The sequence below is a fragment of the Micromonospora sp. NPDC049151 genome (assembly GCF_040648395.1).
Lineage (GTDB): Bacteria > Actinomycetota > Actinomycetes > Mycobacteriales > Micromonosporaceae > Micromonospora.
Map to the genome: position 1 here is coordinate 145,355 of NZ_JBEZDP010000002.1, position 22,509 is coordinate 167,863.

Genomic DNA, 22,509 nt, shown 5'->3' on the forward strand with positions numbered 1-22,509 from the left:
GCAGGCAACACGAATGGGGACGGATTTACGTTCACCAGCGGCGATCCACGCTGGACAGCACGGCCGGACATCGGAGGAGGTTCCCGATGCGCGGGAGGGGTTGGCTCACTTCGCGGGAAGACCGCAACTTCCGAACAGATTTTCCAGCGTTTGCGGGTGCGCCCGACACCCGCCGGACACGGACGAGCCCCGGCCCGTCGCGGCGCGACGGACCGGGGCTCGCTCAGATGTGGCGGATCAGGCCAGGTCGAAGCGGTCCAGCTCCATGACCTTCGTCCAGGCGGCGACGAAGTCGCGGACGAACTTCTCCCGCGCGTCGTCGCTGGCGTAGACCTCGGCGAGCGCCCGCAGCTGCGAGTTGGAGCCGAAGATGAGGTCGACAGCGGTGGCGGTCCACTTCACCTGGTCGGTCGCCAGGTCCCGGATCTCGTACACGTGCTCCTCGGACTCCGCGGCCTTCCACCGGGTGCCCGGGGACAGCAGGTTGACGAAGAAGTCGTTCGTGAGCACTCCGGGCCGGTCCGTGAGCACGCCGTGCGCGGCGCCACCGACGTTGTTGCCGAGCGCGCGCAGGCCGCCGACCAGGACGGTCATCTCCGGCGCGGTCAGGTTCAGCATGTACGCGCGGTCGATCAGCAGCACCTCCGGCTGGGTCTTCTCGCCCGGCCGCAGGTAGTTGCGGAACCCGTCGGCGCGCGGCTCCATCACCCGGAACGACTCGACGTCGGTCTGCTCCTGCGTGGCGTCGGTGCGGCCCGGGTGGAACGGCACCGCCACCTCGACACCGGCGTCGCGCGCCGCCTGCTCGACAGCGGCCGAACCGGCCAGCACGATCAGGTCCGCGAGCGAGATCCGGGCGCCACCGGCCGCGTTGAACTCCTGCTGGATGCCCTCCAGGGTGGACAGCACGGTGGCGAGCTGCTCGGGCTGGTTGACCTCCCAGTTGCGCTGCGGCTCCAGCCGGATCCGCGCGCCGTTGGCGCCACCGCGCTTGTCGGTGGAGCGGTAGCTGGCGGCCGACGCCCAGGCGGTGGAGACCAGCTGGGCGGTGGTGAGGCCGGACTCCAGCACCTTTGCCTTGAGCGCGGCGACGTCGGCGTCGTTCACCAGCTCGTGCTCGACAGCCGGCACCGGGTCCTGCCAGAGCTGGGCCTCCGGCACCCACGGGCCGAGGAAACGGCTGACCGGGCCCATGTCACGGTGCAGCAGCTTGTACCAGGCCTTGGCGAACGCCAGCGCGAACTCGTCCGGGTTCTCCAGGAAGCGGCGGGAGATCTTCTCGTACGCCGGGTCGACGCGCAGCGACAGGTCAGTCGTCAGCATGGTCGGCTTGTGCTTCTTGGACGGGTCGTGGGCGTCCGGGATGATCGCCTCGGCGCCCTTGGCGACCCACTGCTTCGCGCCGCCGGGGCTGGTGGTCAGCTCCCACTCGTAGCCGAAGAGGATCTCGAAGAACCGGTTGCTCCACTCGGTCGGGCGGTCGGTCCAGGTCACCTCGAGACCGCTGGTGATCGTGTCGCCGCCCTTGCCCTCGCCGTACGTGCTCAGCCAGCCGAGGCCCTGGGCCTCCAGCGGCGCGGCCTCCGGCTCGGGGCCGACGTGCCGGTCGGCGGGGCCGGCGCCGTGGGTCTTGCCGAAGGTGTGGCCACCGGCGATCAGCGCGACGGTCTCCTCGTCGTTCATCGCCATCCGGCGGAACGTCTCGCGGATGAAGTGCGCCGCCGCCAGCGGGTCGGCGTTGCCGCGCGGGCCCTCGGGGTTGACGTAGATCAGACCCATCTCGGTCGCGCCGACGCCGGCCACCATCTCCTTCTCGGAGGAGTAGCGCTCGTCGCCCAGCCAGGCGTCCTCGGGGCCCCAGAAGATCTCCTCCGGCTCCCAGACGTCCTCACGGCCGAAGCCGAAGCCGAAGGTCTTGAAGCCCATCGCCTCCAGCGACACGTTGCCGGCGAGCACCAGCAGGTCGGCCCAGGAGATCTTCTGGCCGTACTTCTGCTTGACCGGCCAGAGCAGGCGGCGGGCCTTGTCCAGGTTGGCGTTGTCCGGCCAGCTGTTCAGCGGAGCGAACCGCTGCCCGCCGTCGCCGGCGCCACCGCGGCCGTCCTCGATCCGGTAGGTGCCGGCGGCGTGCCAGCTCATCCGGATCATCAGGCCGCCGTAGTGGCCGAAGTCGGCCGGCCACCAGTCCTGCGAGGTGGTGAGCACCTCGGTGATGTCCCGCTTGAGCGCCTCGACGTCGAGCTTGGCGAACTCCCTGGCGTAGCTGAACTCCGGCCCCAGCGGGTTGCCCTTGTCCGCGTGGGCGTGCAGCACCGACAGGTCGAGCTGGTTGGGCCACCAGTCGCGGTTGCTACGCGGACGACCGCCGGTCTTCGGGGTCGGCGAGTCGATCGCCGGGTTCTCGCTCTCGCTGCCGTGCGCGGTCACGGAGTCGTGCGCGACCGGGCAGCCGGCCGCCTCCTTGGCGTCCACGCCCTGCGGGCTGACGGGCCGGTTGTCCTGGGTGTCGCTCATCTGCTTCCTTCCGAACTGCGGATCACTGGGCGGTGCGGTCGGCCGCGCAGCCGGGGCAGGTGCCCCAGTAGACGACCTCCGCCTCGTCCACCACGAAGCCGTGGTCGTCGGAGGCGGTGAGACAGGGGGCGCGGCCGACGGCGCACTCGACGTCGGCGATGGCGCCGCAGGAACGGCACACGACGTGGTGGTGGTTGTCTCCCACCCGCGATTCGTAGCGCGCCGTGGCGCCGGCCGGCTGGATGCGCCGGATCAGCCCGGCATCGGTGAGTGCCCGCAGCACATCGTAAACCGCCTGGTGGGAGACGGTGGGCTGCTCGGCGCGGACCAGTGCGATCACGGTGTCGGTGTCGACGTGCGGGTGGTCACGCAGCGCGGCCAGCACCGCTAGGCGGGGCCGGGTCACCCGCAACGAGACCGCCCGGAGCTGCGTCTCGAAGTCGGCCGTCATGCGACGACCTTAGTCCGGTCTTTTGGAATGAATCAAGTTTTTGCCGAGGTGTGTCGGCTGTCACATGACCGCGCTTCGGGCACGCGAAACGGGGGTGCCGCGCCAGGCGCGGCACCCCCTCCCCGGAAGAAGGTTCAGGCGGCGGAGCAGCTCGCCGTCGGCGTGTTGCTGTTGCCGTTCTTGTAGAGCGTGATGCCGAAGTTGTTGCCGTTGCCGTTCGGGCGCGCGGTGAGCGTGCCACTGGTGCCGCTGACCGACGCGTTCCAGCTGTTCTGCAGGCTCTGGCCACCCTGGGTCTGGATGTTGACCACCCAGTTGCTGGTGCCGCTGACCGAGAAGGTCACGTTGAACCGGTCGCCCCACTCCTCGGCCCGGCTGACGCTGACCGTGCAGCCACCGTTGTTCGGCGGCGGGGTGGTCGGGTTGCCACCGCCGGTCCCGCCGATCGTGATGTTGGAGTTGCCGCTGCTCTGGTAGCCCTCGGTGGCCAGGATCTGGTAGTCGTGCGTACCGAGGTTCATGCCGTAGCGGGACCAGGCGTCGAAGTGGTTGCCGGCGGTGATGGTGCCGCCCACGCGCTTCGACTGCCGGACGCTCCAGTACTGGTAGAACGTCCGGGTGCCCTCGATCGACGGGGCGTTGACCCGCTGGGTCCGGTAGATGTCGTACGTGCCGCCGTCGGAGGACACCGAGCCCATGTAGCCGCTGCCCGGCGGGCGCCAGCTACCCCAGCTGTCGACGATGTAGTACTCGACCAGCGGGTTGCGCGTCCACCCGTAGAGCGTCAGGTACGCGTTGCCGGACGGGTTGAAGCTGCCGGAGTAGCTGACCGTGCGGCGGCCGCCCGGGTTCCAGCCCTTGCCGGCGACGAAGTTGTTGATGTTGCTCCACTGGGTGCTGTACTGACCGCCGTTGCCCATGGTCATGGAGACGTTGCCACTGTCTTTCCAGAAGGAATAGAAGTAGCCGTTGTTGGTGCCTGTCGAGTTCGACGTGACGGTGGTGTCGGCGTAGGCCGGACCCGACGTGACCGCCGTCGCCCCGGCGGCGATCAGCGCCACGGCGCAGGCGCCGCCGAGGACCATCCTGAGGCGTCCGCGCCTGCGGATGCCCGTACGGACGGGGGCGTCTTTCATGGACGGGTTTCCTCCCTGTGACGGCTGGCGGGCGGCCAGCCGGGTGGCGCGAGCCGCGTGCGCTCGCCCGCCCGCGGACGGCGGGACCGGGGCGACAGCCGCGCCACGGCGGTGGTGGGACATCGACGTCAATCGAGATACGCCGATGGCCACAGTATTGGAGCCCTGGTTCATCCTGTCAACAAGTTCCGGAAATGTTGTGGTAACCGCAGCCCGGGCCCTGAACGGGCGTTACGGCAGCCGGAAAGGGCGTCCGATCAGCGCCTACAGAGGGGGCAGCGGGCCGCTAACCGGGGGCGAACCGGTGTCGGTTTCCGAAACTTTCGGATCCGTTCCGGATCACCGTCGCCGCACCCGGGCCGCCCCATCGGAGTGTCCACATTGACGGCCCCGCCGGCCGGTCGGTTCAATGGCGGCCGGATCGGAGCCGGACCGATTCCGGCCGGGTGAACCGAGGACGTCGCACACCCGTCCGGCGTACGCCATCACCGGAAGGACCGCCTGTGACCCCCGATGCCCCCGGCCCGCGCTCCCGGCCGCGCCGGATCCCGCGCGGCGTCGTCGCCGCCGGAGCCGCCGGCCTGGCGGCGCTGAGCCTGGTGGTCGCCGCCCTCGGCTGGAACGTCGCCACCGCCCGCGACGACGCGCCGGCCGGCCGGACCGTCACCGCCGAGCAGCTCACCGCCATCCGGGCCGCGAGCCGGTCCTGCCCCGTGCTGACCCCGGCGCGGCTGGCCGGCCAGTTGATGGCCGAGTCGGGTCTGGACGGACGGGCCGAGCGGACCGCGTCCGGCGGGCGGGGCCTGGCCGGACTGGACGACGAGCGGTGGCGGGCCTGGGCACCGTGGCCGGACGCGCAGCGCACGGACGCCGGCGCCAACGTCCTCGCGCTGGCGCACCACATGTGCGACCTGACCGGGCAGCTGCGCGCGGCGGCCGTGCCCGGCGACCCGTGGCGGCTGTCGCTGGCCGCCTTCCACACCGGCTTCGACGAGGTCCGGTCCGCCGCCGGGGTGCCGGCGGCGGCGACCGGGTACGTCGACGAGGCGACCCGGTACGCCGCGCACTACGGCCGGCTGGCCGGCTTCACCGAGTCCGGTCCGGGCGAGGGCGATCGGCGGCAGCCGAAGGCGGTCCCCGCCGCGTACGTCCGCCTGGTGGTGCGGGCCGGCTCGGTGTGCCCGCAGGTGCCGCCGGCCGCGGTCGCCGCCCAGCTGATGGCCTCCTCCGGCTTCGACCCGAACCTGCTCGGCGACGACGGCCGCAAGGGCATCGCCCAGTTCCGGCCCGACGTGTGGCGTGCCCACGGGCCGGCCGGCGCCTCGCCGTGGGATCCCCAGGCGGCCGTGCCGGCGGCCGGCGCCACGCTCTGCGCGCTGCGCCGGGAACTGGCCGCGCTCGACGGCGACCCGGACCTGCTGGCGCTGGCGGCGTACCGCAACGGGACCGACGCCGTGCGCCACACCGGTGGCGACTTCGACGCCGGCACGCAGGCGTTCCTGCGCACGGTCCGGGAGTTCACCGACTTCTACGCCCTCGACGGCCGGCTGCGCGGCACGCCGCCGGGCTCCGCCACGCCCACTCCTGGCACGCGTACGCCGAAGCCGTCGTCGTCCCCGTCCACGCGCCCCTCCACGCCGTCACCGGCGGCGGGCCGTCCGGACGAGCCGGAGAAGCCGGCCGCACCGGCCCGCCCGGCCGGGGCGAAGCAACTCGTCGGCAAGGAGACCGGCCTGTGCGCCAGCGGCGGCAGCGGAGACGGCGTACGCGTCGTGCTGCGGCAGTGCCGGGAGGAGCGCCTGCAGTGGTGGACGTTCGCGTCCGACGGCAGCGTCCGGGTCGACGGCGGCCTCTGCCTGGACGTGGCGTGGGGCGAGAAGCGCGACGGCGTGCCGGTGCAGACCGCGTGGTGCAGCGGCAACCCGGCCCAGAAGTGGGAGTGGATCGAGAGTCAGGGGCGGCGTTCGCTGTTCAACCGGGCGACCGACCGCTGCCTGGACGTCGACGGGCACGCCGCGGGCGCCCCGCTGAACGCCTGGACCTGCGTGTTCAACGTGAAGCAGACCTGGTCGCTGCGCTAGCGGTGCGGCCGGGCCGCCAGCCGGACCGGATCAGGGGGTCGTGGCCAGGAAAACCCCGAACACCCCGCAGCAGACCAGGCCGACGACGGCCAGCGTGACCAGCAGGAAGCTGTAGTTGGACCACAGGCCGAACCGGGTGACGTCGGTGCCGTACCCGTCGTAGACCCGGTTGCGCCACCCGCCGAAGCGGAACGAGAGGTGGTGCGCCGCCCCCGGCTGGACCGCGAGCGCCGTGGTGATGAGCGGGACACCCATGAAGTCGGTGTACCGGACGTCGTGCGACCCGGCCGGGACCGCCACGTGCCACGTCCCCTCGCCGGGAATCGCGACCAGCTGCCGGTCGATCTTGAAGCGGCTGGTCACCGGCGCGGGGATCATGTACGGCCCGCGGTTCACCGAGACGACGAGCACGCCGCAGCCGGGCGGCGGGGCGATCGGGTGCGGGTAGGCGATCAGCGGGCTGACGCCGCCGGGCATCGGCGGGTACGGCTGCGAGGGGAGGTAGGACACGGCCAGATTCTGGCACGGCCCCGCCAACCGTCGATCTTCGCCTGACGGCCCGTGGCACCGGGCGCGCGGGCGCGGTGCCGGCGTGACGGGCGCGGTTACGCTGCCGTCCATGCGGGACGTCGTCCGGGTCTGGATCGTCGCCGTCGCGGTGCCGGCGGACGAGCTGGCCCGCTACCGGGCGGTGCTCGACGCGGACGAGCGGCGCCGGGCCGCGCGGCTGGACACCGAGGCGCTGCGGGACCGGTTCACCGTCGCGCACGGCGCGCTGCGTCTCCTGGCCGGGCGGGCCACCGGCGCGGCACCGGCGACGCTGGCCTGGCGGCCGGGCCGGTACGGCAAACCGGCGCTGACCGGGCCGTGGGACGGCCTGCACACGAGCCTGTCGTACTCCGGCGATCTCGTGGCGGTCGCGTTGAGCGAGGGCCGGCCGGTGGGGGTGGACATCCAGCACGTCGCGCCGGGCGGGGATCCGGTGTCCGCGTCCCTGCGTCTCTTCCATCCGCAGGAGGCACGGCACGTCGCCGCCGGGGCCGACCACGCCGACCGGGCGCTGCGGTTCACCCGGCTGTGGGCCCGCAAGGAGGCGGCCGTCAAGGCGGCCGGGGGCCGGCTGTGGCCCAATCTCGGCATGCCGGTGCACCGGGGCGACGTGGTCGAGTGCGTCGAGCCGGCCGGCCCGCACCGGCTCGCCGACCTGCCCGCGCCCGCCGGGATCGCGGTGGCTGTGGCGCTGGCCGGCGACGGGCCGTACGCCGTCGAGCGCCACTGCGGCGCCGGCGGGTGACGGTCGCGGTCAGCCCGCGGTGGCGCCGCACCCGTCCTCGCCGACACCGGCGAGCATGTCGGTGGTGGTGTGCGCCCGGATGCCGGGCGGCACCGGGTCGGCGAACCGCGCGACGACCGCGCGGACGTGGGTCTCGGCGGGCTCGGCCAGGCCGTCGTAGACGGCCACGAACACGTCCCGGGCCGCCCGGCGCGGCCACCCGGCCGGGAGCAGTTCCAGCGGCAGCCGCGGGTCGAGGGTGGGAAACCGCCGGTACGTGTCCATCACCTCGGTCCGCGCCCGCACGGCGGTGGCGCCGTCGACTGTGGCCAGACGTGACACCAGCGGGCTCCACCGGCGCAGGAACGCCTCGTACCGTCCGCTTATCGCGTCGACGTCCCAGGCGTCGACGGGGGCACGCTGGCCGATCGTGTCCAGCGCGTCCTGCCGGCCCCGGAACACGGTGACCGCGCCGAGGGCGAGCTGGGCGAGCCGGGCCCGCGCGGGCGCGGCGAGCTCGTACGGCGAGATCCACAGCCCGTCGTAGAGCGGCGCGAAACCGAGCCAGCGCAACTGGCCGCGCAGCGCCCGGCGCTGCGCGCCGTGGTCCTGCGGCAGCGAGAAGGCGACGATGGTCCAGCAGCCGTCCCACGCCTGCACGTCGGTCGTGGAGGCGATGATCCAGTTCCCGCCGGCGGACAGGTACTCGGCGGCGGAGCGGCTGAGCCGGTAGAAGCTGTTGCGGCCCTGCCGGCTGCCCTCCAGGACACCGCGGCGGGCCAGCCGGCTGATCGCGGTACGGGCGCCGGCGCTCGTCACGCCGGCCTCGCCGAGCAGGGCGACGATCGCCGCGGACGGCAGGGCGGCCCGGGTTCGCAGCGTGTAGTCGGCGAGCAGGGTCACCGCGACGCTCTGCGGCGACGTGCCCGCCTGCCGCCGGGGCAGCCGCGCCGCGGGCCCCTCGTCCGGGTAGATCTCCTCGATGTCGAACGGGTCTGCCACACGCGCTCCGGGCTCGGCTCAGGGACGGTGCACCGACTGTAGACGAACGCCGCCGCAGCTCATCGGAGTGCATCGATTGACACTTCAGCGCCCGGCGGGAACACTATGTGCCACACGACGGAGCCGGGCCGGGCGAGACACGTCAGTGGGCGAGGCGCGGCAACCGCGGCGGTCCGGGCCGCCGACGCGGCGCGTACCCGCCCGTCACCGCCCGCACAGGGCGATCGAAGGAGATTCCGTGAGAATCAGAGCCAAGATGGTGGTGGCCCTGGCCGCGTCGCTGGCGGCGGCCGGCCTGGTGCTCCCCACCGTCCAACCCGCGTACGCGGCGTCGCTGGCCGAGGTGACCAGCTTCGGCGACAACCCCGGCCGGATGCGCATGCACGTCTACGTGCCGGACAACCGTCCGACCCGGCCGGCCACAGTGGTGGCCATGCACGGCTGCGGCGGATCCGGCCCCGGCTTCTACTCCGGCAGCGAGTTCGCCGGCCTGGCCGACCGGTACGGGTTCATCGTCATCTACCCCAGCGCCACCCAGCAGGCCGGCTTCGGCAACTGCTTCGACACCTGGTCCGACGCGGCCAAGCGCCGCGGCGGCGGCAGCGACCCGGTGTCGATCATCTCGATGATCCGCTACGTCCAGCAGCAGTACGGCGCGGACCCGGACCGGGTCTACGCCACCGGAAGCTCGTCCGGCGGCATGATGACCAACCACATGCTGGCGCTCTACCCGGACGTCTTCAAGGCCGGCGCGGCGTTCATGGGCGTGCCGTTCAACTGCTTCGCCGGCGCCGCCGACTATCCCCCCGGCTCCAGCCAGTGCACCGGCGGGAACATGAACCGCACCCCGCAGCAGTGGGGTGACGCGGTCCGCCAGGCGTACCCCGGCTACACCGGGCCCCGTCCCCGGGTGCAGTTGTGGCACGGCACCAACGACACGCTGGTGCCGTACTCGCTGCTCCAGGAGACGATCGAGCAGTGGACGAACGTGTTCGGGCTCAGCCAGACACCCACGTCCACCGACGCGCCGCAGTCCGGCTGGAACCGGCGCCGCTACGCGGACAGCACCGGCACGGTCCAGGTCGAGGCGTACAGCATCCAGGGCGCCGGGCACAGCCTGCCGTCGGCCGGCATGGCCGCTGCCGCCGTGGCGTTCTTCGGCCTGACCACCACGCCCGGCCCGACCACGCCGCCGCCCGGCCCCACCACGCCCCCGCCCGGACCGACCACTCCCCCGCCGGGCCCGACCACCCCGCCGCCGGGTCCGACCACGCCCCCGCCCGGCACCGGCGCGTGCTCGGTGAGCATCGAGCTGAACGCCTGGAACAACGGGCTGACCGAGAACATCACCATCACCAACACCGGCTCGACCACGGTGAACGGCTGGTCGCTGACGTTCACGCTGCCCGGCGGCCAGACCATCACCTCGGGCTGGAACGCGTCCTACTCCCCCTCCTCGGGTCAGGTGACCGCGCGCAACGTCGGGTACAACGCGGTCATCCCGGCTCGCGGCTCGACCAGCATCGGGTTCCAGGCCACGCACACCGGCAACACCGGCCGGCCCGGCTCGTTCAGCCTCAACGGCGCGCCCTGCACGCTCGCCTGACCGGCGCTCCACACTCCGGCGTTCTTCCCACGGCGCCGGGGACGGCCCCGCGACCCGAGAGGTCGCGGGGCCGCTTCGCGCATGCTGATCATCGGCCCGGCCCGGCGGCGCCGTCACGGATTGTGGTCGGGCAGACAGCCGTGTCCGTCATTTTTGCCGACACCGCGTTGTTAACATAGCGACATGGTGTCGACAAGTTTGAGAGGTGGCGGCTGATGTTCCTGGCCATTCGCGAGCTGGGGTTCGCACGGCTGCGATTCGCCCTGATGGGGGCCGTGATCGCGCTGATCTCGGTGTTGATGGTGATGCTGTCCGGCCTGTCCGTCGGGCTGGTCCGCGACGGCGTCTCCGGCCTGCAGAACCTGCCGGTCACCTCGTTCGCCTTCGCCCACGGCGTGCAGCACGACTCGGCCTTCTCGCGCAGCGTGGTGGACGCCTCGGCGGTGGACACCTGGCGCGACCAGCCCGGCGTGGCGGAGGCGACCCCGTTCGGCAACACGCTCATCAACGGGCGCACCGACGGGGGCACCGAGGTCGACCTGGCGCTGTTCGGCGTCGAGACCGACTCGTTCCTGTCGCCCGCCGTCAGCGAGGGCGACCGCCTCGGCCCGGCGGACGGGATCGTGGTGAGCCCCACCGCCATCGACGCGGGCCTGCGCGTGGGCGACACCGTGACGGTGGACCGGCTCGGCACGCGGCTGCGCGTGGTCGGCGTCACCGAGCAGCAGGACACCTTCGGCCACGTCGACGTGGCGTACGTGCCGCTGGCCACCTGGCAGGCGGTCAAGTCCGGCACCCCGGCCGGCGCGCAGGTGCCGGCGCAGGCGGCCCAGGAGATCACCGCCGTCGCGGTCCGCGCGGCCGACGGCGACTCGGTGAACCTGGCCGCAGGCGACAAGGCCGCGGGCACGGAGAGCCTGACCCTCGAGGAGTCCTACGGCGCCTCGCCGGGCTACACCGCCGAGACGACCACGCTCCAGTTGATCCAGGGCTTCCTCTACGCGATCTCGGCGCTCGTGGCCGGCGCGTTCTTCGCGGTCTGGGCGATCCAACGCAAGCAGGAGGTCGCGGTGCTGCGGGCACTCGGCGCCTCGACCCGCTGGGTGCTGCGCGACGCCCTCACCCAGGCGCTGATCCTGCTGGCCCTCGCCATCGCCGTCGGCATGGGGATCGGCCTCGGACTCGGCGCGCTGATCTCCGGCGGCAACGTGCCGTTCGCGCTGCACCCGCAGAGCATCGCCGCCGCCGCGGCCGGGCTGCTCGTGCTCGGCCTGGTCGGCGCGGCAGCCGCCGTCGTCCGCCTCACCTCCATCGACCCGGCGACCGCCCTGGGAGGCAACCGATGAGCAGCCGGACCACCCCGTCCCCCTCGACGCCGGGCACCGCCCCGGCCGAACTCGGCCTGGTCATGCGCGGCGTGCACCTTCGCCACGGCGACGGCGCGGAGACCGTGCACGCGCTCGACGACGTCGACCTGACCGTCACGCCGGGCGAGCTGGCCGCGATCGTCGGGCCGTCCGGCGCGGGCAAGTCCAGCCTGCTCGCCGTCGCCGGCGGGCTGGCCCGCCCCGACGAGGGCACCGTCACGGTGGCCGGGCACGACATGACCGTATCCAGCCGCCGGGCGCGCACCGAGCTGCGCCGCCGGCACGTCGGGTTCGTGTTCCAGTCGGGCAACCTGCTGCCCGCGCTGACCGCCGCCGACCAGCTGCGCCTGCCGCTTCGGCTGGGCGGGCGGCGGGAGCGGTCCGGACGCGACCCGCTGGAGATGCTCGCGCACGTCGGCCTGGCCGGCAAGGCCGACCGCCGGCCGCACCAGCTCTCCGGTGGCGAGCGCCAGCGGGTCGGTATCGCCCGGGCGCTGATGACCGAGCCCTCGGTGCTGCTGGTGGACGAGCCGACAGCGGCCCTGGACCGGGCCCGCAGCCACGACATCGTCCAGCTGCTCGCCCAGGAGGCGCGGGAGCGCTCGGTGGCGGTCGTGATGGTCACTCACGACCATGACGTGCTGCAATACTGTGACACCGTTTACGAGATGGTCGACGGCAAGCTCGCCGCGAGCTGAGCACGACAGCGGGGAACGACGCGGGCGGCGGACAGAGACGGGGAGGTCGGCGTGCCGAAGATCCAAGCCTCGACCGTTGCGGAACACCGGGCCGCGCAGCGGGCGGCGTTGCTCGACGCCGCCCGCGCCCTGCTCTCCGAGCACCCGGAGCGGATCCCGAGCCTCGCCGACGTGGCCCGGCACGCCGGGCTGGCCCGGTCCAGCGCGTACTCGTACTTCAAGTCCCGCACCGACATGTTCGACGTGCTGGTCGCCGACACCTTCCCCCGGTGGTCGGCCTTCGTCGAGGAGCAGATGGCCGAGGCCGGCACACCGGGGGCGAGGATCCTGGCGTACGTCGAGGCCAACCTGCAACTGGTCGCCCGGGGGGACCACGCGCTGGCCCGGGCGCTGGCGTCGGCGGGTGACAGCGAGGTGCTGGCGACCTCCAGCCGGCTGCTGCACGACAGCCTCGAAGCGCCGCTGCGCGCCGCGCTCACCGAGCACGGGGCCAGCGACCCGGACCGGATGGCCGAACTCGTCCAGTCCATCGTGTACACCCTCAGCCGGATGATCGAGAACGGGCTCGACCTGGCGGTCGCGACCGGTCTCGCCCGCGAGCTGCTCACGCCGTACCTGCGCCCGGACGCCGGCTGACCCGGAGCCCGCAGCCGGGCCGGCGGCGGGTGCGACGGGTGCCGGCCCGGCGCGGGTCAGGGCGTGCCGAGGGTGGCGCGGGCGGCCAGGATGTGCGCCCGCATCACCGAGCCGGCCCAGGCCCGGTCCCGCGCCTCGAACGCGTCGATCAGCTCCCGGTGGTGCGACATGCTGCGCGCCATCGCCGCCTCGTCGTAGCGGCGGAAGGTGCGGTTCACCAGCGGCGTCTGCACCACCGCCCCGAGCAGCGCGCTCAACCGCCGGTTCCGCCCGGCGCCGAGGATGATCTCGTGGAACTGCGCGTTGCAGACCGCGATCCGGTCCGCCCGGTCCCGGCGCTGGCCGGCCGCGTAGCCCTCCATCTCGGTGCACAGCTCACGCAGCCGGGCGATCTCCTCCGGCGTGATCCGGGTCGCGGCCAGCTCCGCGCCGTAGCCCTCCAGCAGGGCGCGCAGCTCGAAGATCTCCTCCAGGTCCTGCTCCCGCCAGGCCGGGACGGTGGCGCCCCGGTTGGCCTCCCAGTCCACCAGGCCCTCGGCGTGCAGCCGGCGCAGCGCCTCCCGCACGGGGGTACGGCTCACCCCCACCGCTGCGGCGAGATCCTCCTCGGAGAGCTTCTTCCCCGGCTCGTACGCCCCGCCGAGGATGCGCGTCTTGATCGACTCGTACGCCGACTGCGTGGCCCGGCCCATGCGTCCCCCTTTGTTCACCGATGGTGAACCTACATCGACGCGGTGGAACCGCCGTTGACGGCGTACTCCGAGCCGGTCACCTGCCGGGCCCGCTCCCCGGCGAGGAACAGCACCACCTCGGCGACGTCCTCCGGCTCGTTCATCCGGCCCAGCGGGAGCTTGCGCAGGTCACGCACGACGTGGTCGGCGGCGGCGGAGACGTCGATGCCCAGCCGGAGCGCGACCGACGCCAGGTAGGCGTCCATGGTCGCGGTCCGCGTCGGGCCGGGTGCGACGGTGTTCACCCGCACGCCCCGGGAGCCGTACTCCAGCGCCAGGCCCTTGGCGAGGCTGAGCAGCGCCGCCTTGCTGACCGCGTAGTCGAGCATGTGCGGCTTCGGGTGCCGCGCCGCCTCGGAGCCGATGTTGACCACGCTGCCGCCGCCCCGCTCGACCATGAGCGGCACGAGCGCGCGGCACAGGCGCACGCAGGACATCACGTTGACGTCCCAGGTGCGCTGCCAAGCCGCGTCGTCGATGTCGGTGAACGCGTCCCGGTACGGCGCGAGCGCCACGTTGTTGACGAGCACGTCAGCGCCGCCGTACCGGCTGGTCACCTCCCGCACGACGGCGGCGACGCCGGCCGGGGTGCCCAGGTCGGCGGTGACCGCGACCCCGGCGCAGGCGGACACGTCCAGGTCGGCGGAGAGCACCTCGGCGCCCTCGCCGGCCAGCCGGCGGGCGACGGCGAGCCCGATCCCCGATCCGGCGCCGGTGACGACGGCGACAGTGCCCCTCATCCGCTGCTCCCCTCGGCGCCGCCAGCGAGCACCTCGTCGTTGTGTTCGCCGAGCGTCGGCGCGAGCCGGCCGCGCGGCAGCGGCGAGGCCGACATGACGATCGGCGAGGCGATGCTGCGCAGCCGTCCGGCCACCGGGTGCTCGACCGTCGACACCAGGCCCGACTCGGCCGACTCCTCGTCGCGCAGGATCTCCTCGTAGCCGGCCAGCGGCGCGCACGGCACGTCGATCGCCGACAGCTCCGCCAGCCACTCGGCCGTGGTACGCCCGCGCAGCACCTCGGCGACCACCCGGTAGAGCCCGTCGGCGTTGGCGATCCGCTTGCCGACCGTGTCGTAGTCGGGATGGCGCAACAGGTCGGCGCGGCCGACCAGGGTGAGGAACCGTTCCCACTGCCGGCCGGTGTAGATCAGGACGCAGAGGTGCCCGTCGGCGGTGGCGTACGGGCGGCGGTTCGGCGCGGCGGTACGCGGGTAGCGCGGCGGCCCGGTCGGCGGGTCGAACGTCCAGCCGTCGAGCTGTTCGAGCAGGCCGAAGGCGACCATCGTGTCGAACATCGGCACCTCGACCCGCTGCCCCTCGCCGGTGGCGTCGCGGTGCCGCAGCGCGGCGAGCACGGCGGTGGACGCGGTGAGCCCGGTGATCTTGTCGGCGAGCGGCGTGACGACGTACCCGGGCTGGTCCTGGTTGACGCTCTGGAGCGCGGCGATCCCGGAGGCGCCCTGGATCACGTCGTCGTAGGCGGGCCGGTCGGCGTGCCGGCTGGTGCCGCGGAAGCCCGGGATCGCGCAGTAGACGATCGCCGGGTGCAGCGCGCGTACGTCGTCGTAGGTGAGCGCGAGCCGGGCCGCGGCGGCCGGGCGCATGTTGTGCACCAGCACGTCCACGGCCGGCACCAGCCGGTCGAAGGCGGCCCGGTCGGCGGGCGCCTTGAGGTCCAGCAGGACGCTCTTCTTGCCCCGGTTCATGTTGAGGAACACCGCCGCCATGCCGGGGGTGCGGGCGGCGCCGAGCTGGCGGGCGATGTCGCCGCCCGGCGCCTCCACCTTGATCACCTCGGCGCCCAGGTCGGCCAGCATCAGCGTGCAGTACGGGCCGGAGAACGTGCTGGTCAGGTCCAGCACCCGCAGTCCGGTCAGCGGCCCGGTCACGGGAACCCACCGGCCCGGCTCAGCACGCCCGGCAGTTCGGCGCCGAACACTTCGCCCAGCCACCTGGCGTTGCCGATCGCCGCGTCCAGCGACACCCCGGTACGCGTCCCGGAGCGTTCCAGCGCGTACACCACGTCCTCGGTGGCCACGTTGCCGGTGGCGGCCGGCGCGAACGGGCAGCCGCCGATGCCGCCGACGCTGGCGTCGATCGCCCGCGCCCCGGCCCCGACGGCGGCCAGGACGTTGGCCGTGCCCAGGTTGCGGGTGTTGTGGAAGTGCCCGCGCAGGCTCGCGCCGGTGCGGTCCCGTACGGCGGTGAACAGGCGCTCCACCTGCGACGGCACGGCGACGCCGATGGTGTCGGCCAGCGCCACCTCGTCCGGCGCCACCGGTGCCAGGTCGTCCACGACGCGCAGCACGCGCCCCGCGGGCGTCTCGCCCTCGAACGGGCAGCCGAACGCGGCCCCGACCGTCACCGACGTGCGCAGCCCCTGCTCGCGGGCGCGGGGCAGCAGCCGCCGCACCTGCGCCACCGCCTCGGCGGTGGACGTGCCCTGGTTGCGCCGGCAGAACGTGTCGGTGGCGACGACCACGAAGTTGACCTCGGTGACGCCGGCCGCGACCGCCCGGTCCAGGCCGCGCCCGTTCATCACCAGGCCGATCGAGGCCAGGCCCGGCTCGTCGCGGACCAGTGCCATCACCGCGTCGGCGTCGGCGAGCTTCGGCACCTTCGCCGGGTTGACGAAGCTCGTCACCTCGACGCGCCGGCTGCCCGCCGCGACCGCGCGGCGTACCAGTTCGGCCTTCTGCCCGGTGGTCAGCTCCGCCGGGTGGTTCTGCAGGCCGTCCCGGGGGCCCACCTCGACGATCTCGACGTTCAAGACAGCGCCTTCAGTCCGGCCTGCGCGACCTCCATGTCCTGCGTGTAGTGGCCGCCGCTGACCCCGATGCCGCCGACCAGCACGTCGTCGACCTTCACCGGATAGCCGCCGCCGAAGGTCACCAGCCGGTCGATCGCGGGCGGGGCGCCCATCGCCAGCGGGCCGTCGTCCTTGATGAAGTCGTACCAGCCGTCGCTGCTGAGCCCGAAACCCACCGCCGTGTACGCCTTGTCCTGCGCCAGCTGCACGCTCACCAGCGGCGCGCCGTCCATCCGCTCGTACGCCTTGAGCACCCCGCTCTCGTCGCACACGGCGACGGTGACCGCGAAGCCCATCTCCTCGGCCCGGGCGACGGCGGCGGCCACCATCGCCCGCGCGGCCGGCCCGGAGATCGAGCGCTTCTTCACCACGTACGGGTTCTTCGCCATGACTGCCTCCTCAGATCGCGCCGGCGGCGCGCAGTTCGGTGATCCGGTCGTCGGCCAGGCACAACACCTGGCGCAGGACCTCGTCGGTGTGCTCGCCCAGCCGGGGGCCCACCGAACGCAGCCGGCCCGGGGTGCGGGACAGCCGGGGCGCGACGTTCTGCATCGGGAACGCGCCCATCTCGGGGTGGTCGAGTTCGACGATCGCCTCGCGCGCGGCGAAGTGCTCGTCGGCCAGCATCTCCCGGGCGGTGTACACCGACCCGGCCGGAACGCCGCCGAGATGCAGCAGCCGCAGCAGCGCGGCCGGCTCGAACGTGACGGTCCACGCCGCGATCAGGTCGTCCAGTTCGGCCTGGTGCGCCCCACGGGCGGCGTGGGTGGCGTAGCGGGGATCGTCGGCCAGCTCCGGCCGGTCCATCACCGCGGCCAGGCGGCGGAACACGGTGTCCTGGTTCGCGGCGATCAGGACGGTGGCGCCGTCGCGCGTCGGGTACGCGTTGCTGGGCGCCACGTTGGGCAGGATCGAGCCGGTCCGCTCCCGGATGTAGCCGGTGAGCGCGTACTCCGGCACCAGCGACTCCATCAGGGCCAGCACCGACTCGTAGATGGCGCTGTCCACCACCTGGCCCTGGCCGGTGCTGCCCGCCACCCGCAACGCCATCATGGCGCCGAGCGCGGCGAACGTGCCGGCCAGCGAGTCGCCGAGGCTGACGCCGATGCGGCTCGGCGGCGTGGACGGGTCACCGGTGACGTACCGGATGCCGCCCATCGCCTCGCCGATCGAGCCGTAGCCGGCCCGGGAGGCATACGGGCCGTCCTGCCCGAAGGCGGTGACCCGCACGACTACCAGCCGCGGGTTGATCCGGTGCAGCTCCTCCGGCGCCAGCCCCCAGCGCTCCAGCGTGCCCGGGCGGAAGTTCTCCACGAACACGTCGGCGCCGGCGAGCAGGTCGCGCATCACCTGCTGCCCCTCGGGCATGCGCAGGTTGCAGGTGACCGACTTCTTGTTGCGGGCCACGACCGGGAACCACAGCGACTTGCCGTGCGGCTTCTCCCGCCCCCACTGCCGCATCGGGTCGCCGCCGTCCGGTTGCTCGACCTTGATCACCTCGGCGCCGAAGTCGCCGAGGAGCTGCGCGCAGAACGGCCCGGCCAGCAGCACGCCGGCCTCCACCACGCGTACGCCGGTGAGCGGCCCGTCGGGAAAGCCGCCGGTCATCCGGCCGGCTCCGACAGGCCGAACATCCGCTCGATGCGCGCCTCGGCGAACCGGGAGACCGCGCCCGCGCGGGACACCGAGCGCACCCCCTCGATCTTCAGCAGCGCCGGGCGGACCAGCGAGCCCATGGTGACCGGCGCGGACGGGCAGGCCGCGCAGCGGCCGTGGAACGTCACCCGGGCGTCGCCGTCGGCGTCCACGTCGACCGTGACGCCGCCGCCGTGCGCCTCGACGAGCTGGCGTACCTTGCCGTCCAGCGCGCGGTCGGCGGCCTTCGCCGTCTTCTCAGCGCCCATCCTTGCGGCCCTTCTTCGCGGACTTCTTGCCGCTCTTGCCGTACAGCTCCTTCTTCTTGGCCTTCACGTCGATGCCGAGCACCCGGGCGAAGTTCAGGCCGAAGATCTTCTCCTTGATCTCGTCGGTCAGCTCCGGGTAGCCGTAGCCGTCCTGGAGGTCCTCCGGCATGCGCATCTCGGCGAACAGGTCGATGTACGCCTGCACCTTCGGCCAGACGAACGCCTCGGAGCCCCACAGCAGCCGGTCCGGGCCGACGTGCAGCAGGCACTTGCCGATGGCGTGCAGCGCGGCCCGGGGCGCGACCGGGTACTGGTTGATCCAGGCGGTCAGCGCGAGGTGGATGTTCTCGTACCGGGCCGCGATGTTGATCGTCTCGTTGATGAACGGCTCACCGAGGTGGTGCACGATGAACGTCATCTCGGGGAAGTCCTGCGCCGCGCGCTCCAGGTCGTACGGCGCCAGGTCGGCGATGTGCTGGGTGTTGAACGCCAGCCCCTTGTGGAACTGCACGTTCGTCACGCCGTGTTCGAGGGCGGTCTCCCACAGCGGGTACGCGACCTGCCGGTCGTCGATCTTCCAGGACAGGCCGCCGGAGTGCGCCTGGTAGAACTTGAAGCTGGTCGCGCCCCACTCCTCGATCTGCCGGATCATCTCGGTCACCGCGCCGTAGCGGCCGTGGGTGATCGGGTCGACGCCGCCGCAGAACAGCACCCGGTCCGGGTACGCCTCCTTGAGCTTGTAGTTGTTCTCCGCCGGGGAGAACCCCAGCTTCCAGCCGCCGTGGCTGGGCACCGTCTGGGCCATCGCCATGTCGGTGTCGGACTCCTCGAACATCAGCCGGTACGCGTCCTCGACGGAGAGTTCCCGGCCGGAGATGTCGTCGTACGGGTAGCCCGGGGCGGAGTACTTGCGGGCGTACTCGACGAGCGCGTTCGTCGACTTCTTGCCGCCGTGGTTGAAGTCGATGTTCTCGTCGGTGAGTTTGTACATGTGGATCGCGTTGTCGAGGACGAAGAAGTCGTTCTTCATGTGCTGGGGCGTCCCTTCGGGGTGGTGTCGTTCTCCAGGCGTTCGACGTGCCGGACCGCGAGCTGGCGGCGGCGCCGCACCGACCACGCGGCGACCGAGACGCCGGCGATGACGGCGAGGCCGTTGAAGACGCGCTCGATCCAGGTCGCGGCGCCGAGGTGTTGCAGGCCGGCGATGGTGAAGGTGATGAAGTACGCGGCGATCACCGTGCCGAGGATGTTGACCCGGCCGGGCCGCAGCGCGGCGGCGCCGAGGAAGGCGGCGGCGAAGGCGGGCAGCAGGAACTGCTCACCGACAGTGGGCTGGGCCGAGCCGATCCGCGAGGCCAGCAGCACGCCCGCGAGCGAGGCGAGCACCGCCGCACCGACGAACGCCCGGATGGTGTAGCTGCGGACGTTGATGCCCGCCCGGGCGGCGCCGCGCAGGTTGCCGTCCATCGCGTAGAGCCGCTGCCCGAAGGGCGTCCACACGACGATGAACTCCAGCACCAGCACCAGCACCACGAGGTAGATCAGCGGCAGCGGGACGCCGCCCAGGTCGCCTCGGGCGATCTCGGTGAACGCCGGCGGCACGTTCTGGTACAGCACCCGGCCGCCGGTGACCATGTAGAGCAGACCCATCAGCAGGCTGCCCACGGCGAGCGTGGCGATGATGGAACTCATCCCGAACTTCAGCACCAGCAGGCTGTTGAGCAGGCCGACCGCGACGCCGACGGCGAGCACGGCGAGCAGGGCCAGCCAGATCGGCACGTCCCGCACCGCCATCAGCCAGATGCTCACGCCCTGCGCCAGGCCCAGCATCGGGCCGACCGACGCGTCCAGGTAGTGCGCCAGCAGCGGCAGCGTGGCCGCCATCGCCACGATCACCGTCACGGTCTGGTTGACCAGGATCAGCCGGAAGTTCGTGGTGGTGAAGTAGGTGTCCGGGGTGAGCACGGAGAAGACCGCGATCACCAGCACGAGCATGCCGAGCAGCCCGAACCGGCTCACCCCTTCGACCGCCCGCTCCCCGGCCCCGGCGCGGGACCGGTCGGCGCTCTGCTTGACGACCGTACGGCCGCCGCCCGGCGGCTTCCGTGTCGTGGCGGCGGTCATCGGACCGCCTCCCCCGCCGTGACGAGCGTGCCGGCGACGATCAACTGCACGCACCGTTCGACGTCGAGCCCTTCGGTGGGGCCGTGGTAGACGTTGCGGCCGCCCTTCATCACCAGCAGCCGGTCGGCCATCGAGAGGATCTCCGGGATCCGGTGGCTGATCACGATGACCGCGTAGCCCCGGTCCCGGAGGCGGCGGATGAGGGCGTTGACGCCGTCGGACTCGGTGGTGCCGAGCGCGGCGGTCGGCTCGTCCATCACCATCACGCGCGGCTCGTTCTCGGTGACCAGCGCGCGGGCGATGGCGACCATCTGCCGCTGCCCGCCGGAGAGCCCTTCGACCAGGACGTTCATGTCGTGCAGGTCGATGCCCAGTTCCTCCAGCACCGCCCGGGTGCGCTCGCGCATCGCCCGCTTGCGCAGGACGGGCAGGCCGTGCACGCCGCCGGTCCACTCCCGGCCGAGGAAGACGTTCTCGACGATGCTCAGGTTGTCGGAGAGCCCGAGATCCTGGTAGATCATCTCGATCCCGGCGGCCCGGGCCGCGCCGATGGTGTGCGGTGCGAGGTCCCGGCCGGCCACCCGCAGGCGGCCGGAGTCCGGTGCCAGCGCGCCGCTGACCATGCTCATCAGCGTCGACTTGCCGGCGCCGTTGTCCCCGACGACGCCCAGGATCTCGCCCGGGCGTACGTCGAAGGAGACATCGGTGACGGCGCGTACCCGGCCGTAGGACTTGCTGACGCCCACCGCCTCCAGCACCGGGGCGGCACTCATCGGGCCTCGCTCCACATCTTCTCGTAGCGCTCGGCGTAGTTCACGTAGCTGTTCCAGTCGACCGCGCCGTCCTTGGGGGCGTTCGACTTGTCGAACACGGTCGCCGGGATGCCCTGCTCGGCGTCGGGGAGCGCGGGCTGACCGGCGGCCAGCCGGCCGACCTGGTCGATGGCGGCGTAGGCGTTCCAGCCGCGGATCGCGCCGAAGTCGGCGAGCTGGTCACCGGCGGCCACGCTGCCCAGCCGCTCCGGCTCGGCGTTCTTGGACAGCACCTTGATGTCGTTGCGGCCGGCGGCCCGGATGGCGGCGATGACGGACTCCACGCCGTTGCCGTACGGGGTGAGGATGTACTGCAGCTTGTCGCCGTGCTTCTGGATCAGCGAGGTGGTGATGTTCTGCATCTCGATCGGGTCGACCGCCTGCGCCAGCGTGCGCTCGCGGACCTCCAGCAGCTCGCAGCCGGTGCAGCCGGCGAGCACGCGCTTGCTGGCGTTGAGCGCCTCGACAAGGTGCGGGTAGCCGACGTCCCAGAGGAAGACGACCTTGGCCTTGCCGTTGGAGTCGGCGACGGCCTTGGCGGTGGCCAGCACCGCCTGGAACGTCTCCCGGCTGGACACGTGCGCGTCGTATCCGACCGCGCCGCCCTCGGCGACGGCGGAGACACCGACGACCGGGATCTTCGCCTTCTGCAGTTCGGCGATGCCGTCGGCGACCTGGTTCTCCGGGATCGCGACGGTGATGACGGCGGTGGGCTTGTTGGCGGCGGCGGTGGCCAGCGCCTTCTGGTAGCCCTCCGGGGTGCCCTGCCCGTCCAGGATCTCGGCGCTCCAGCCGAGCTTCTCGGCGATGGCGGTGGCCCGCTTGCCGACCTCCTCGCAGGAGGTGCCGATCTTGCAGACGATGATGTTGAGCTTGCCGTTGGCCGGCGGCTTCACCGACGTCGTCGGCCCGGACCACTCCTCGTAGACCTTGATCTTGTCGAGGGTGATGTCGGCTTCCTTGCCCTCGAAGTAGAGCATCCCGCCGGTGCCGGCGTCGATCAGCTTGCGGGCCATCTCGGTGTACTCGTCGTTGACCGCGGCGGGCGTGCCGGAGGCCGCACTGTCCTCACCCGAGCCGCAGGCGGCGGTGGTGAGCAGAAGGGCGGCCACCCCGAACGCGGCGGCTGCGGCGCGGAGCCGGCGGGCTCCGAAAGTGTGTGTCACGGTGCTACTCCCTCGGTGGGTGGCAGGCGTCGAAGAGAAGCGAGTCGATGAGTCGGCGCAGAGGGGCAAGAACCGAACCTGGCGCGGGACGGCGCCTCGGGTTGCATGCAATCGCAGTCCAACACGATCAACATCGACAGTCAATAGTTCACAATGCCGAAACATAAGCCCTGTTAGAGGGCGTTTCCGCAGCCCGG

General features: G+C 72.5%; 22 protein-coding genes. 6 read left to right on the forward strand and 16 right to left on the reverse strand.

Annotation, left to right across the window (positions count from 1 at the left end):
• Positions 1–237: 237 nt before the first annotated feature.
• The 3 genes from katG to AB0B20_RS03635 form a co-directional block, all read right to left on the reverse strand.
• Positions 238–2,514, reverse strand: coding sequence for a catalase/peroxidase HPI (gene katG, locus AB0B20_RS03625; protein ID WP_357467816.1), 2,277 nt, complete (start codon positions 2,512–2,514; stop codon positions 238–240).
• Positions 2,515–2,536: 22 nt separating this feature from the next.
• Positions 2,537–2,965 (reverse strand): Fur family transcriptional regulator, encoded by a 429-nt coding sequence (locus tag AB0B20_RS03630; RefSeq protein WP_302907400.1) that lies wholly within the window; start codon positions 2,963–2,965, stop codon positions 2,537–2,539.
• A gap of 134 nt (positions 2,966–3,099) precedes the next feature.
• Positions 3,100–4,101 (reverse strand): glycoside hydrolase family 11 protein, encoded by a 1,002-nt coding sequence (locus AB0B20_RS03635; protein ID WP_357467821.1) that lies wholly within the window; start codon positions 4,099–4,101, stop codon positions 3,100–3,102.
• A gap of 503 nt (positions 4,102–4,604) precedes the next feature.
• Here AB0B20_RS03635 and AB0B20_RS03640 point away from each other — a divergent pair.
• Entirely contained in the window at positions 4,605–6,182 is a 1,578-nt protein-coding gene (locus AB0B20_RS03640) for a ricin-type beta-trefoil lectin domain protein (protein WP_357467824.1), read from the forward strand.
• Between the two features lie 30 nt (positions 6,183–6,212).
• Here the strand turns inward: AB0B20_RS03640 and AB0B20_RS03645 are convergent, their stop codons facing one another.
• Entirely contained in the window at positions 6,213–6,692 is a 480-nt protein-coding gene (locus AB0B20_RS03645) for a hypothetical protein (RefSeq protein ID WP_357382937.1), read from the reverse strand.
• A gap of 109 nt (positions 6,693–6,801) precedes the next feature.
• Here AB0B20_RS03645 and AB0B20_RS03650 point away from each other — a divergent pair, with 109 nt between their 5' ends.
• Positions 6,802–7,476: a 4'-phosphopantetheinyl transferase superfamily protein gene (locus tag AB0B20_RS03650; protein WP_357467828.1), complete on the forward strand. Its 675-nt coding sequence runs from the start codon at positions 6,802–6,804 to the stop codon at positions 7,474–7,476.
• 9 nt (positions 7,477–7,485) lie between these two features.
• Here AB0B20_RS03650 and AB0B20_RS03655 read toward each other — a convergent pair whose 3' ends face one another.
• Entirely contained in the window at positions 7,486–8,457 is a 972-nt protein-coding gene (locus tag AB0B20_RS03655; RefSeq protein ID WP_357382933.1) for a PaaX family transcriptional regulator C-terminal domain-containing protein, read from the reverse strand.
• 238 nt (positions 8,458–8,695) lie between these two features.
• On the opposite strand from AB0B20_RS03655, the gene AB0B20_RS03660 reads away from it, so the two are divergent.
• From AB0B20_RS03660 to AB0B20_RS03675, 4 genes are all read left to right on the forward strand, one after another.
• Positions 8,696–10,063 carry a PHB depolymerase family esterase gene (locus AB0B20_RS03660; RefSeq protein WP_357467833.1) on the forward strand — a complete coding sequence of 456 codons (1,368 nt, stop codon included), beginning with the start codon at positions 8,696–8,698 and terminating at the stop codon, positions 10,061–10,063.
• Between the two features lie 215 nt (positions 10,064–10,278).
• Positions 10,279–11,409: an ABC transporter permease gene (locus AB0B20_RS03665; RefSeq protein WP_357382906.1), complete on the forward strand. Its 1,131-nt coding sequence runs from the start codon at positions 10,279–10,281 to the stop codon at positions 11,407–11,409.
• Complete coding sequence (locus AB0B20_RS03670; protein ID WP_357382904.1) at positions 11,406–12,128, forward strand: ABC transporter ATP-binding protein; 723 nt, start codon at positions 11,406–11,408, stop codon at positions 12,126–12,128. The genes AB0B20_RS03665 and AB0B20_RS03670 overlap by 4 nt, the downstream gene beginning before the upstream one ends.
• Positions 12,129–12,179: 51 nt before the next feature.
• The gene (locus AB0B20_RS03675; protein WP_357467835.1) at positions 12,180–12,764 is read left to right on the forward strand and encodes a TetR/AcrR family transcriptional regulator; all 585 of its coding nucleotides are present in this window, start codon (positions 12,180–12,182) and stop codon (positions 12,762–12,764) included.
• Between the two features lie 56 nt (positions 12,765–12,820).
• Here AB0B20_RS03675 and AB0B20_RS03680 read toward each other — a convergent pair whose 3' ends face one another.
• Genes AB0B20_RS03680 through AB0B20_RS03730 form a run of 11 tightly spaced genes read right to left on the reverse strand, consistent with a single transcriptional unit; the run spans position 12,821 to position 22,312 of the window.
• On the reverse strand, positions 12,821–13,456 hold the full coding sequence (locus AB0B20_RS03680; protein WP_357382900.1) for a GntR family transcriptional regulator: 636 nt from the start codon (positions 13,454–13,456) through the stop codon (positions 12,821–12,823).
• 29 nt (positions 13,457–13,485) lie between these two features.
• On the reverse strand, positions 13,486–14,235 hold the full coding sequence (locus AB0B20_RS03685) for an SDR family oxidoreductase (protein ID WP_357467839.1): 750 nt from the start codon (positions 14,233–14,235) through the stop codon (positions 13,486–13,488).
• Complete coding sequence (locus tag AB0B20_RS03690) at positions 14,232–15,386, reverse strand: CoA transferase (protein ID WP_357382896.1); 1,155 nt, start codon at positions 15,384–15,386, stop codon at positions 14,232–14,234. Before AB0B20_RS03690 ends, AB0B20_RS03685 begins: the two co-directional genes overlap by 4 nt.
• Complete coding sequence (locus tag AB0B20_RS03695; protein ID WP_357382894.1) at positions 15,383–16,267, reverse strand: hydroxymethylglutaryl-CoA lyase; 885 nt, start codon at positions 16,265–16,267, stop codon at positions 15,383–15,385. Before AB0B20_RS03695 ends, AB0B20_RS03690 begins: the two co-directional genes overlap by 4 nt.
• A complete protein-coding gene (locus AB0B20_RS03700) occupies positions 16,264–16,695 on the reverse strand; it encodes a heme-binding protein (RefSeq protein ID WP_357382891.1) in 432 nt (143 codons plus the stop codon). Before AB0B20_RS03700 ends, AB0B20_RS03695 begins: the two co-directional genes overlap by 4 nt.
• Positions 16,696–16,705: 10 nt before the next feature.
• Positions 16,706–17,914: a CoA transferase gene (locus AB0B20_RS03705; RefSeq protein WP_357382889.1), complete on the reverse strand. Its 1,209-nt coding sequence runs from the start codon at positions 17,912–17,914 to the stop codon at positions 16,706–16,708.
• Positions 17,911–18,210 carry a NifU family protein gene (locus tag AB0B20_RS03710; RefSeq protein ID WP_357382887.1) on the reverse strand — a complete coding sequence of 100 codons (300 nt, stop codon included), beginning with the start codon at positions 18,208–18,210 and terminating at the stop codon, positions 17,911–17,913. Before AB0B20_RS03710 ends, AB0B20_RS03705 begins: the two co-directional genes overlap by 4 nt.
• Positions 18,200–19,240 carry an amidohydrolase family protein gene (locus tag AB0B20_RS03715; protein WP_357382885.1) on the reverse strand — a complete coding sequence of 347 codons (1,041 nt, stop codon included), beginning with the start codon at positions 19,238–19,240 and terminating at the stop codon, positions 18,200–18,202. Before AB0B20_RS03715 ends, AB0B20_RS03710 begins: the two co-directional genes overlap by 11 nt.
• Entirely contained in the window at positions 19,237–20,334 is a 1,098-nt protein-coding gene (locus tag AB0B20_RS03720) for an ABC transporter permease (RefSeq protein WP_357382883.1), read from the reverse strand. Before AB0B20_RS03720 ends, AB0B20_RS03715 begins: the two co-directional genes overlap by 4 nt.
• Complete coding sequence (locus tag AB0B20_RS03725; RefSeq protein WP_357382881.1) at positions 20,331–21,107, reverse strand: ATP-binding cassette domain-containing protein; 777 nt, start codon at positions 21,105–21,107, stop codon at positions 20,331–20,333. Before AB0B20_RS03725 ends, AB0B20_RS03720 begins: the two co-directional genes overlap by 4 nt.
• Positions 21,104–22,312, reverse strand: coding sequence for a substrate-binding domain-containing protein (locus tag AB0B20_RS03730; protein WP_357382879.1), 1,209 nt, complete (start codon positions 22,310–22,312; stop codon positions 21,104–21,106). The genes AB0B20_RS03725 and AB0B20_RS03730 overlap by 4 nt, the downstream gene beginning before the upstream one ends.
• Between the last annotated feature and the right edge of the window lie 197 nt (positions 22,313–22,509).

Bases quoted from the DNA above. Each gene is read 5' to 3' on its own strand.
- katG (WP_357467816.1), bottom strand. From the start codon at position 2,514: ATGAGCGACACCCAGGACAACCGGCCCGTCAGCCCGCAGGGCGTGGAC.
- AB0B20_RS03630 (WP_302907400.1), bottom strand. From the start codon at position 2,965: ATGACGGCCGACTTCGAGACGCAGCTCCGGGCGGTCTCGTTGCGGGTG.
- AB0B20_RS03635 (WP_357467821.1), bottom strand. From the start codon at position 4,101: ATGAAAGACGCCCCCGTCCGTACGGGCATCCGCAGGCGCGGACGCCTC.
- AB0B20_RS03650 (WP_357467828.1), top strand. From the start codon at position 6,802: ATGCGGGACGTCGTCCGGGTCTGGATCGTCGCCGTCGCGGTGCCGGCG.
- AB0B20_RS03665 (WP_357382906.1), top strand. From the start codon at position 10,279: ATGTTCCTGGCCATTCGCGAGCTGGGGTTCGCACGGCTGCGATTCGCC.
- AB0B20_RS03670 (WP_357382904.1), top strand. From the start codon at position 11,406: ATGAGCAGCCGGACCACCCCGTCCCCCTCGACGCCGGGCACCGCCCCG.
- AB0B20_RS03680 (WP_357382900.1), bottom strand. From the start codon at position 13,456: ATGGGCCGGGCCACGCAGTCGGCGTACGAGTCGATCAAGACGCGCATC.
- AB0B20_RS03685 (WP_357467839.1), bottom strand. From the start codon at position 14,235: ATGAGGGGCACTGTCGCCGTCGTCACCGGCGCCGGATCGGGGATCGGG.
- AB0B20_RS03700 (WP_357382891.1), bottom strand. From the start codon at position 16,695: ATGGCGAAGAACCCGTACGTGGTGAAGAAGCGCTCGATCTCCGGGCCG.
- AB0B20_RS03705 (WP_357382889.1), bottom strand. From the start codon at position 17,914: ATGACCGGCGGCTTTCCCGACGGGCCGCTCACCGGCGTACGCGTGGTG.
- AB0B20_RS03710 (WP_357382887.1), bottom strand. From the start codon at position 18,210: ATGGGCGCTGAGAAGACGGCGAAGGCCGCCGACCGCGCGCTGGACGGC.
- AB0B20_RS03715 (WP_357382885.1), bottom strand. From the start codon at position 19,240: ATGAAGAACGACTTCTTCGTCCTCGACAACGCGATCCACATGTACAAA.
- AB0B20_RS03720 (WP_357382883.1), bottom strand. From the start codon at position 20,334: ATGACCGCCGCCACGACACGGAAGCCGCCGGGCGGCGGCCGTACGGTC.
- AB0B20_RS03725 (WP_357382881.1), bottom strand. From the start codon at position 21,107: ATGAGTGCCGCCCCGGTGCTGGAGGCGGTGGGCGTCAGCAAGTCCTAC.